This window comes from Kitasatospora sp. NPDC059648 (genome assembly GCF_042734825.1).
GTDB lineage: Bacteria > Actinomycetota > Actinomycetes > Streptomycetales > Streptomycetaceae > Kitasatospora.
Genome location: NZ_JBHWDU010000051.1, coordinates 1 through 10,694 on the forward strand (window position 1 = coordinate 1; position 10,694 = coordinate 10,694).

Sequence of the window (10,694 nt, forward strand, 5' to 3'; positions counted from 1 at the left end):
GGCCCTACGGGATCGCCACCGCCGTACCGGAGACCCGCACCCGGGCGTCCTCGGCACGCAGTTCGACCCGCAGGACGCCCGGGCGGCCGAGGTCCTCGCCCTGGTGCAGCGTCAGCACCGTAGGCGCCGCCACCTCGCCCAGTTCGCGCAGGTAGGCGCCGAAGGCCGCCGCGGCGGCGCCGGTGGCCGGGTCCTCGACCACGCCGCCGACCGGGAACGGGTCGCGGACGTGGAAGACCTCGGCGGCCTCGCGCCAGACCAGCTGCAGGGTGACCAGGTCGCGGGCGCGCATGAAGGCGGCCAGGCCGTCGAAGTCGTAGTCCAGCCGGGCCAGTCGGGCCCGGGTGCCCGCGGCGAGGACCAGGTGCCGGGCACCGGCGTAGGCGATCCGCGGCGGGAGCGCCGGATCCAGGTCGGCGGCCGCCCAGCCGAGCAGCGCGAGCGCCTCCTCGACGTCCGGCGCCGGCACCTCCTCGACCTTCGGCTCGACGCTGGTCAGCGTCGCCCGCAGGCCGTCGGCACCGCGCTCGACCTCGACCGGGACGTCACCGGCGGCGGTGTCGAACACGTACCGCCCGGGGCCGGTCCGGTCGGCGAGCGCGACGGCGGCGGCCACCGTCGCGTGCCCGCAGAACGGCACCTCGGTGAGCGGGCTGAAGTACCGCACACGGTAGGTGCCCTGGGCGTCCCCGGGGGTCAGGAAGGCGGTCTCGGAGTACCCGACCTCGGCGGCGACGGCGAGCATCCGCTCCTCGGTCAGTCCGGTGGCGTCGAGCACCACGCCCGCCGGGTTGCCGCCCTCGGGGCGGATCGCGAAGGCGGCGTAGCGAAGGATCTCAGGGGCGTCGTCGGTCATGACCGGACGAACGTCCCGCCGGTGACCGCTGTTCCCGGCGGCCCGGATCACCGCAGCACCGCCTCCAGGAAGTCCGAGCCCAGCCGGGCGCTGCCGGCCAGGTCCAGCTGGTAGAGCATGTACCGCCCGCGCCGCTCGGTGACCAGCAGCCCGGCCCTGCGCAGCACGGCCAGGTGGCGGGACACCTCGGGCGCGCTGAGCTGCCAGGCGGTGGCGAGTTCGCCGGTGGTGTGCGGGCCGCGGGCGATGGTGCGGGCCAGCCGCAGCCGGACCGGGTGGGCGAGCGCCTCCAGCCGCTGCTGGACCAGGGCCAGCGAGACCGGCTCGGGCAGGCCCGCCTCGGCGACGGGGTACTGGAGCACCGGCCGCCAGCCCTGGGCGTACACCGCCAGCAGATGGGGGCGGCCGAAGACGGTGGGGATGAAGGTGACGCCGCCCCGGTCGGCGGCGTTGGCGGTGCTGTCCTGGAGCTTGTCGATGACGATCCGCCGCCGCCCGTCGCGCTCGTCCAGGGAGACCGAGGGGGACATCGCGGCGACCGCCTCGGCGAGGCCGCGGCGGGCGAGCAGGTCGGCCTTGTGCCGGGCGTCGGCGGCGAGGTCCGGCAGGACGCGCTCCCAGGCGTCGCCGAAGAACGCGGACCGGCAGTCCTCCAGCAGCTTCCGTACCAGGGCCCGGACCGCGGGCGGATCGGCGAGCAGCCGCTCGGCGAAGGCGGCCTGCCGGGGGCCCCGGGCGAGGGCGAGGTCACGGGCGCGCTCGTTGGCGACCGGATCGGTGAGCGGGGAGGCCAGCCGGTAGGGGAAACGGGAGGCGCCGCAGGTGGTGATCAGGGCGGAGGCGACGTACCGCTCGTCGTCGAGCCGGTCGACGGCGTCGAGCTCCTCGGCGAGGGTGGTGCCGGGCAGGCCGGGGACGAGGAAGTCGGCGCGCGAGGAGCGCCACAGGAAGTCGGCCTCCAGCAGCCGCTCGGCGAGCTCCGGCGGGATCGCGGCGGTGGTGCTGGCCGCCCAGCCGTGCAGCGCCGGATGGTGCGCGGGCTCGGAGAGCACGTGCAGCATGGCGTTCAGCTCGGCGAGCGGGGAGGGGCTGAAGAGCAGGCGCTCCTCGGACAGACCGGTGATGTCGATCGTCACACTCATGCGCCCACCTCACCGCGCTCGGCAGGGGCGTTCGCCCGCCCGCCCCTCTTGATGGCCCGTTCGCTCCGCTCACTCACGACTGCGATCCTGCCACCCCCTCTGACCTGACCCGCCGTCGATTGACGCCAATCGTCAATCGACGGGACACCGCCCCCCACCCGGGCGGACCGTACCGGCCATGAGTGTGACCCAGGAGAAGTCCGTCCATGACCACGCCGCCGTCCGCGCCGGCGAGCCGCCCGCCCCGCCGATCGGCACCGGCCGCAACGGCCCGTCCGCTCTGCTGAGCCTGCTGACCGCCGCCGGCGGCCCCCGCTACGCGGCGGCGCTCGCCGTGGACGCGGTCGGCGGCGGCATGCTGCGCCCGTTCCTGCTGCTGTACGGCGTCGGGGTGCTGCACCTGCGCGCCGGGTCGGTCGGCCTGGCCCTGTCCGCCGGGATGGTCGCGGGCCTGCTGGTGGTGCCGCTGACCGGCCGTTGGATCGACAGCGGCGCCCGCACCCTGCCCGCCGCGGTCACCCTGGTGCTCCGGTCGGCGGGCGCGCTCACCCTCCTGACGGCCGACGGGCTGCCGCTGTTCACCGCGGCGGCCGTGCTGTTCGGCATCGGCAGCCAGTCCTGGCCGACCACCCACGCCGCCGTGGTGAGCACCCTGACCGAGGGTCGGCTGCGGGACGCCGCGCTCGCGGCCGGCAAGTCGGTGCGCAACGCGGGCCTGGGCGCGGGCGCGCTGCTGGCCACCGTCGCGGTGGCCGGCGGGACGGACTCGATCCGCCTGCTGGCCGGGGTCACGGGCGTGGCCTGCCTGGTCGCCGCCGCACTGGTCGGGTCGCTGCGGGTCCGGGCGCCGCAGAAGGTCGCCGAGCGGGCGGGGGCCGCCGGGGCGACGGGCGAGCCGCTGCGCCGGATCACCCTGCTGAGCCTCGCCAACCTGCCCTACGCGTTCTGCTTCGACGTGCTGGAGGTGGCGCTGCCCGCGCTGCTGGTGCTCCACCTGCACACCTCGGCGGCCTGGTCCTCGGGCGTGTTCGTGGGCAACACCGTGCTGGTGATCTCGCTGCAGCTGGCCATCGTGCTCCGGCTGGCGAGGCGCTCGCGGCGGGCCGTACTGGCGGCCGCGGGAGCGACGCTGAGCGTCTCGTACCTGGGCTTCTGGGCGGCCGGTTCGCTGGGCGGCACCTCGGGGGCGGCGGGCGTCGCGGCGGTGGCCGTGCTGTACACGCTGGGCGAGATCCTCTACACCGGCTCGGGCACGGCCCTGGTGGCGGCCTCCGCCCCGCCGCACCTGCTCGGGCGGGCGCTGGCCCGCTGGGAGCTGTCCTCGGGGGTGGGCCGGGCGGCGGCGCCGGCGGTGCTGACGGCGCTGCTGGCCTCCGGCCCCGGGCTGCTGTGGGGAGCGCTCGCGGTGACCACGGCGGTCGGGGCACTGGCGGTGCTGCGGCTGGGACCGGCGGAGTAGGGCGCGTCCGACAACTGGCGTCGGATCAGCGTGCCGCACGCCCGGCGGGAATCGTCGGACACGCCCTGGTGCCGACCGGATGGGACGATCACCCGCATGGCCCTCCCCGGGCGGCGGCTCCGGATGCGGAGCGGGTCCCCAGCGCCGATCCTGGCGACGAGCCGTGCCCGGCCCGAGGAAGGAACTGATAGAAGCATGAGTGCTCTCGACTTCGAGATCATCGACGCGCCCGACAGCTCGCTCAACAAGACCGCCGTCCTGGTCACCGGCCCGAACGACGCCATGCTGGTGGACGCCGGGTTCACCCGTTCCGACGGGCGCCGGCTGGTCGAGCGGGTGCGGGCCACCGGCAAGCGGCTGACCACCGTGTTCGTCAGCCACGGCGACCCGGACTTCTACTTCGGCGCCCAGGAGGTCCAGGACGCCTTCCCCCGGGCCCGCTTCCTCGCCACCGCCTCGACCGTGGAGCACATCCAGGAGACCTTCGAGGAGAAGCTGCGCGCCTGGGCGCGCCTGGGCCCCGAGCTGCCGACCCGGCTGGTGCGCCCCGAGGTGCTGCCCGGGGACGAAATCGTCTTCGAGGGACACCGTTTCGAACTGCGCGGCGCCGACTTCCACCTGCCCGACCGGCACTACCTGTGGCAGCACCACCACCGCGCGGTGCTCGGCGGCGTGCTGCTCTTCGAGGGCCTGCACGTGTGGACGGCCGACACCCCGACCGCCGCCCAACGGGCCGCCTGGATCGACCTGTTGGACGGCATGGAGGCGCTCCACCCGACCTGGGTGGCGGCCGGCCACCGGGTCGCCGACGCCCCCACCGACCTGAACGCCGTCGACCACACCCGTGCGTACCTGCGCGCCTTCGAGACCGAACTGGGCCGCAACGCCGACGCGGCCGCCACCAAGGAGGCGCTGGAGCGGCGCTTCCCCGATCTGGGGCTGCGGATCGCGGTCGACATCGGTACCAAAGTCGCCAAGGGCGAGATGGCGTGGGGGTGAGCACCCGGTGATCGAGATCCCCAGGGACGTCGCCGGCTTCGCCGAGTCCCCGGCCCCCGCCGACGTGGTGCGCCGCCAGTACCTGGCCTCCGCCCGGGGCGACCTGGCCGCGCTGCGCAGCACCCTCGCCGAGGACGTCGAGTGGACCGAGATGGCGGGCTTCCCGCTGGCCGGCACCTACCGAACCCCGAAGAGCGTCACCGCCAACGTCATGGAGCGCCTGGCCGCCGAGTGGGACCACTGGACGACGCACGACGACACCTACGTGGTGGACGGCGAGAACGTGGTGGTGCTGGCCCGCTACACGGCCGTGCACAAGACCACCGGAAAGCCGCTCTCGGTCCGGACCGCCCACCACTTCACGGTGCGCGGCGGCCGGATCGTCCGTTTCGAGCAGTTCACCGACACCGCTCTGGTCAGGGAGGCGATGACCGACTGAGCCGGAGCCCCGCGACCGCGCCGTTCACCCGAACGGGTCAGCGTGGCGCGGCGCGCCCGGCGCGGTCTCGACAGACCACCCGGACGGCGGCAGGCTGACCCCGGATCTGCAACGGAGCGCGAGGAGTCGGGAATGGCGGACAGCGGGCGGCCGATCGTGATCGTCGGGGCCTCCCTGGGCGGTGCCAAGGCTGCCGAGGCACTGCGGGAGGCCGGGTACCGGGGCGGCATCGTCCTGATCGGCGATGAGCACGAACGCCCCTACGAGCGGCCGCCGTTGTCCAAGGGCTACCTGATGGGCAAGGACAACCGGGAGAAGATCTACGTCCACCCGCCGCAGTGGTACGCCGACCATGACGTCACCCTGCGCCTCGGCACGGCGGTGGCCGCGATCGACCCGGCCGACCGCACCGTGACCCTCACCGACGACGGCCGGCTGCCCTACGACAAGCTGCTGCTGACCACCGGCTCGGTGCCGCGCCGGCTGCCGGTGCCCGGCGCGGACCAGGAGGGCGTGCTCTACCTGCGCCGGGTGGAGGACAGCGAGCGGATCAAGGCCGCGCTGCGCCCGGGCGCCCGGATCGCGGTGATCGGCGCCGGCTGGATCGGCCTGGAGGTGGCGGCTGCGGCCCGTACGGCGGGTGCCGAGGTGACCGTCCTGGAGTCCTTGGAGCTGCCGCTGCTGCGGGTGCTCGGCCGGGAGGTCGCCCAGGTCTTCGCCGACCTGCACCGCGACCACGGGGTGGACCTGCGCTTCGGCGTGCAGGTGACCGAACTGATCGGCGCCGACGGCACGGTGAGCGGCGTGCGGCTCGGCGACGGCAGCGAGGTGGCGGCCGACGCGGTGGTGATCGGCATCGGCATCTCCCCCGCCACCGCCCTGGCCGAGGCCGCCGGCCTGGAGGTCGACAACGGCATCAAGACCGACCAGCACCTGCGCACCTCGGCCCCGGACGTGTACGCGGCCGGCGACGTCGCCAACGCCTACCACCCGCTGTTCGGCAGGCACGTCCGGGTCGAGCACTGGGCCAACGCCCTCAACCAGCCGCAGACCGCCGCCCGCGCGATGCTCGGGCAGCCGGACGCGGTGTACGACCGTGTCCCGTACTTCTTCACGGATGCCGAGTGGACACCCCGGCATCCTAACGAGCCGGTGGCCTCGCGGGACAAGCTGAGCATGGAATACCTCGGCTACGTCGAGCCCGACGGCTACGACAGGGTCGTGTTCCGAGGGGACGTGAAGGCCAACGAGTTCATCGCGTTCTGGCTCAAGGACGGCCGGGTCCTCGCCGGTATGAACATGAACCTCTGGGATGTCACCGAACCGATCCGCGAACTGATCGTCTCCAAGCGCGTGGTGGACGCCGACCGCCTGGCGGACCCGAACATCGCCCTCGGCGAGGTCTGACTTAGCCGGCTGTTCCGACGCGGCTTCGGCCCACTCGACCTGTTCCTCCACCGGTTACCCGACCAGCCGCGGCTGGTACAACTGGCCCGCCGGCCAGTGCAGCTTCGCGGGCGGCGAGTTCTACAACAACGACGGTCAGCTGCCCGCCGGCGACACCTGCTACGAGTACGACGTCTACCCGCGCGCCCGCGGCAACCACCGGGACGCCTACCGGATCATCGTCGACGCCAACACCGGCACGGTCTGGTACTCCCCCAACCACTACCGGGACTTCTACCGCTGTAGGAGCGCATCGACCGCCCGGGGGCGGCGCCACTCCACCAGGGAAACGGCGTCGCCCCCGGTTCTGGCCGTGGCATCCAGGACCGCGCGGTAGTTCGCGCGGGAACGTGAGTTGGACCCGCCTCCAGGTGAGTACGGTCCTGCGGCCGCCCTGTCCCGGTGGCCCAGGCAAGGCGGACGGCACGGCGCATCAGGTGTCCCGGAGTCGACCGGCCCCTCGGGCGATCAGGGCCGCCTGGACGGTTGCAGGATGTCGACGCCGATGTCGGCGGCGGTGCTCGCGCAGCTCCGGCCGGCGCCCCTGGAACAGGGGACCGCCTACCCCCGCGCCGCCACGCTCCGTCTCCATGGCGTCGGTGGACTCCGTCCGGCGCCCGGCCCGGCCAGGTCTCGGCAACCAGGTCCAGGTCCCGACCACGCGGGGTATGGGTCGAGCTCCTGGGCCGGGCCGCCACGCCCGCCCGCGGCATCGCGCTGGCGGCAACCGCTGGTGCCCGGTGGCTCACCCCCAGGGCTGAGCGACCAGCCAGCTGGTGTCGGCGGCCCAACTGGTACTGCTGTCCCATGCATTGGCGCCGCCGTTGGAGGCGATGTAGGCCGTGTAGTTGTAGTGGCGGAGGTAGTTCGTCGGGAAGTTGACCGACCGGAAGGACGTGCCGGCCCCGCTGTTGCCCTTGGTGGGGCAGAAGGTGGCGTCCTTCGCGAACGAGCTGCCGCCGGTGTCGGCGTCCAGGTAGAGCTGGTAGTTGGAGTGGTGCAGGAACCGGCCGGGGCTGTTGGCGGACTCGAACGACAGGCAGGAGGTGTCGGCCAGTCCGGCGCGGACGATCCAGGTGGCGTCGGCCTTGTCCGCGGCCGAGCTGGAGGAGCTGGTGTCGGAGATGACGACCTTGTTGTCGGCGGAGTCGTGGCGGAGGTAGTGGGAGGTGCAGCAGGGCGCGGTGGTGGCCCGCAGGGAGATCCGGGAGCCGGGGGTCAGCGTGCCGGTGCCGGTCGAGCCGCTGTCGTAACCGGCGGCGGTGATGTTGGCCTGGACGGCGTTCTCGGTGGCGTCGGAGGGGTAGCCCTGGGTCATGACGCCCTCGTAGAAGGTCCCGGCGCTGGCGTTGCTGTTGTCGCCGCCGGTGCCGAGGATGATCGCGTCCTGCTTCTTCATCGGGTTGTAGCCGCCAGCGGTGGGGCGTATGCCGTTGAAGAAGGTGGACGGGCTTCCCGCCTGGGCGTCGCCGCCGCGGATGGCCCACTGGTTCGGGCCGCCCTTGAGCATGGCCGTCAGGAAGCGGTTGTTGACGCTGGGGTCATTGGCGTTGAAGCCGCGGTTGACGCCGGAGAACAGGCCGTTCTCCAGGTCGGCCATGACCCAGGGACCGTTGCCGCTGCCGTAGCCCCAGCCCTTGCTGTTGCCGAAGTAGAGGGCCTCCATGGTGCCGTTGCCGTCGTCGTTGCCGGTCGTCTCGGCGTTGCCGTAGTCGAAGCAGCAGCCGCCGTTGAAGTGCGTGCCGTCGAAGATCGCGTACATGCCCTCGGGCTGGTCGCCGGTCGCGACGCCGTTGGTGTGGTTGTTCCGGTAGCCGGTCCCGGGGGCCGCGTAGACGCCGTACGCCTTGTGGCCGGCGACGGTGACCGGCGCCTCGAAGGCGTTGGCCAGGTTGTCGTTCCCGCCCTCGGCCGGCCCGGGCCAGTGCCCCCTGAGCGCCTGGGTGAGGTGGTTGCCCTTGCCGGACTGGTCGTAGGTGACGGTGATGACGCAGCTGGTGCCGGCGCAGAAGGAGTCGGAGCCCTGTCCCCCGGCCGAATCATCCGAAGTCCGGCAGCTCGCCATCACCATCGACCGCCTCCGAGAACCGGCAACAAGGACTGTGGGCGCCGAAGCGGGTCGATCAACGGCAAGGGTCAGGGTCTGGCCCCCCGAGGGGGGCCTGAGCCCGCACGCACCTCTGCCCGGCGGGCCGGGAGCGGCGCGGGCAGAGGTGCGCCTTGCCTTTCAGTCGCCGTTGGCGGTGAGGGGGATGCGCAGGCCGACCCGGTAGCCGCCTTCGGTGGTCGGGCCGGCTTCGAGGCACCGTGGCCCGCTACCGGTGGCGAGGGACCTGCGTCCCCAACCCCGGAACTCCACAGACCGATTGACGGAGCCTCCGTGGAGAGCCCGCTGCATGACGGGATACGCAACGTCGAGCGCGTACCTGGCGGGAGCTTTCAGCGCGCGAGCGCGGGCCGGTCGGTCGCGCGGATCGCGCTGTTCAGAGCGGCGTGAGCTGACCAATGACCCCGGCCGCCTCGATCCAACGACAAGGGTGCGCGAAAGCTCAGCCGCCGGATGGACCGGGGCTGCCGCGCCGTCGTAGGAGCCACGGGCTGGCCCCGCGTGCCATCGACGGCTACCGACGGTGCGGGGCCTGGTCGGACCGCAGGTGTTCTCTGAGCCACTGTTCGGTGTTGCTCACGTGCAGCAGTGCGGTGGCCTGGCTGCGGAGGACGTCGCGGGTGGACAGGGCGTGGAAGATCGCCTCGTGCTCGGCGAGGGTCCGGCTCGCGGCCTGGGCGTCGACCAGGCCGCGCCAGATGCGGGCACGCAGCGTGCGGCCGGAGATGCCTTCGAGAAGGGTGAGCAGCGTCTCGTTACCCGTGGCCGCGATGACGACGCGGTGGAAGGCGGCGTCGTGGATGTTGAGCTGCTCGACGTCGTCGCGAGCCTCGCGCATGGCTTCGAGGTGCTGCTTCACCTCGGCAAGCTGCTCGTCGGAGATCCGGGTGGCGGCCAGGGCGGTGGCGACCGGTTCGAGCAGGCGCCGCACCTCCATGAGGTCCTGCAGCGCGGAGGAGTCGCCCTGCAGTAGTTCCACCGCCCCGCCGATCCCTTCCAGGAGCAGGCTCGGCTGCAGGCTGGTCACGTACGTGCCGTCACCCCGCCGGACCTCCAGAACCCGCGCGACTGCCAGCGCCTTGACCGCCTCACGGGCCAAGTTGCGGGACAGGCCCAGCTGGGCTGCCAGGTCCGGCTCCGGCGGCAGCTTGGAGCCCGGAGGCAGCGCACCCGTGCGGATCAGCTCGCGGAGCTGCGCTATGGCCTTGTCCGTCAGGGACACTTCGGACTCCTTCCGGAATCGTTCACCGTGGACACGTCCGACCTGATCAGTCCTCGGGCACGGAGGTCATCCCAGAGACCTTCGGGGATCCGCTGATCGTAGAGCTCCACGTTTCGCACAACCTGCTCCGCATTCCGCACACCGAGCGTGACGTTGATGATACTGGGATGGGTGCGCGGAAAGGCGATCGCGGCGGCGGGCAGGGTCGTGCCGTGCGCCGTGCAGACGTCGGCGATCGCCCTGGCGCGGGCCACCAGGGCAGGCGGGGCGTCCTGGTAGTCGTACTTCATGCCCTCGGCGGGGAGGTCGCGGGAGAGCAGCCCCGAGTTGAAGACGCCGACCGCCACGACGCTCTTGCCGAGTTTCCGCGCGGCGGGCAGGACATCGTCCAGAGCCGACTGGTCGAGGAGTGTGTAGCGCCCGGCCAGCATGACCAGGTCGGCTGCGGTCTCGTTCAGGAAGCGGGCCAGCATGGCCGACTGGTTCATGCCGGCGCCGATCGCACCGATCACCCTCTGGTCGCGGAGGTCCGCGAGGGCGGGCATGGCCTCCACGGCGGCCTGTCTCCAGTGGTCGTCGGGGTCGTGCAGGTAGACGACGTCCAAGCGGTCCAGGCCGGTGCGTTCCAAGGTCGCCTCGATGGAGCGGAGCACACCGTCACGGCTGAAGTCCCACTGCCTGCGCAGGTCGTCCGGCACCGCGAAGCCCTCCGGGTCGATGCCGCGCGGCTGCTCGTTGGGGACGAGCAGCCGGCCGACCTTCGAGGAGACGACGTACGCGTCGCGTGGACGGTCCCGCAGGGCGGATCCCAGGCGTCGCTCGGAGAGACCGAGCCCGTAGTGCGGTGCCGTGTCGAAGTACCGGATGCCGGCGTCCCAGGCCGCCTCGATCGCGGCGCGTGCGTCGCGAGGAGGGGTGACACGGTAGAGGTTGCCGATCCCGGAGGCCCCGAAGCCGAGTTCCGTGAGCTCGACGGAGGTGTTCGCGATCTTCCGGTGTTTCATGGTCCGGTGTGTCAACTGCT

The 10,694-nt window shown here is 72.7% G+C and carries 9 protein-coding genes and 1 pseudogene; 5 read left to right on the top strand and 5 right to left on the bottom strand.

Going from position 1 to position 10,694, the window contains the following annotated elements; genetic code table 11:
* Window positions 1-4 precede the first annotated feature (4 nt).
* A complete protein-coding gene (locus tag ACFV1W_RS25785) occupies window positions 5-856 on the bottom strand; it encodes a PhzF family phenazine biosynthesis protein (RefSeq protein WP_380419604.1) in 852 nt (283 codons plus the stop codon).
* 47 nt (window positions 857-903) lie between these two features.
* On the bottom strand, window positions 904-1,998 hold the full coding sequence (locus ACFV1W_RS25790; RefSeq protein WP_380419605.1) for a DUF5937 family protein: 1,095 nt from the start codon (window positions 1,996-1,998) through the stop codon (window positions 904-906).
* Window positions 1,999-2,176: 178 nt separating this feature from the next.
* Here ACFV1W_RS25790 and ACFV1W_RS25795 point away from each other — a divergent pair, with 178 nt between their 5' ends.
* From ACFV1W_RS25795 to ACFV1W_RS25815, 5 genes and pseudogenes are all read left to right on the top strand, one after another.
* Entirely contained in the window at window positions 2,177-3,457 is a 1,281-nt protein-coding gene (locus ACFV1W_RS25795) for an MFS transporter (RefSeq protein WP_380419606.1), read from the top strand.
* Between the two features lie 195 nt (window positions 3,458-3,652).
* Entirely contained in the window at window positions 3,653-4,456 is an 804-nt protein-coding gene (locus ACFV1W_RS25800) for an MBL fold metallo-hydrolase (RefSeq protein ID WP_380419607.1), read from the top strand.
* Between the two features lie 7 nt (window positions 4,457-4,463).
* On the top strand, window positions 4,464-4,895 hold the full coding sequence (locus ACFV1W_RS25805) for a nuclear transport factor 2 family protein (RefSeq protein ID WP_380419608.1): 432 nt from the start codon (window positions 4,464-4,466) through the stop codon (window positions 4,893-4,895).
* Between the two features lie 132 nt (window positions 4,896-5,027).
* A complete protein-coding gene (locus tag ACFV1W_RS25810) occupies window positions 5,028-6,302 on the top strand; it encodes an NAD(P)/FAD-dependent oxidoreductase (RefSeq protein WP_380419609.1) in 1,275 nt (424 codons plus the stop codon).
* A 70-nt stretch (window positions 6,303-6,372) separates the two neighbouring features.
* Window positions 6,373-6,678: pseudogene (locus tag ACFV1W_RS25815) on the top strand (ribonuclease domain-containing protein); the annotation flags it as partial.
* Between the two features lie 408 nt (window positions 6,679-7,086).
* Here the strand turns inward: ACFV1W_RS25815 and ACFV1W_RS25820 are convergent.
* The 3 genes from ACFV1W_RS25820 to ACFV1W_RS25830 form a co-directional block, all read right to left on the bottom strand.
* Complete coding sequence (locus ACFV1W_RS25820; RefSeq protein ID WP_380419610.1) at window positions 7,087-8,412, bottom strand: alpha-L-arabinofuranosidase B; 1,326 nt, start codon at window positions 8,410-8,412, stop codon at window positions 7,087-7,089.
* Between the two features lie 550 nt (window positions 8,413-8,962).
* Complete coding sequence (locus ACFV1W_RS25825; protein ID WP_380419611.1) at window positions 8,963-9,670, bottom strand: FadR/GntR family transcriptional regulator; 708 nt, start codon at window positions 9,668-9,670, stop codon at window positions 8,963-8,965.
* A complete protein-coding gene (locus ACFV1W_RS25830) occupies window positions 9,661-10,674 on the bottom strand; it encodes an aldo/keto reductase (RefSeq protein ID WP_380419612.1) in 1,014 nt (337 codons plus the stop codon). Before ACFV1W_RS25830 ends, ACFV1W_RS25825 begins: the two co-directional genes overlap by 10 nt.
* Window positions 10,675-10,694 lie beyond the last annotated feature (20 nt).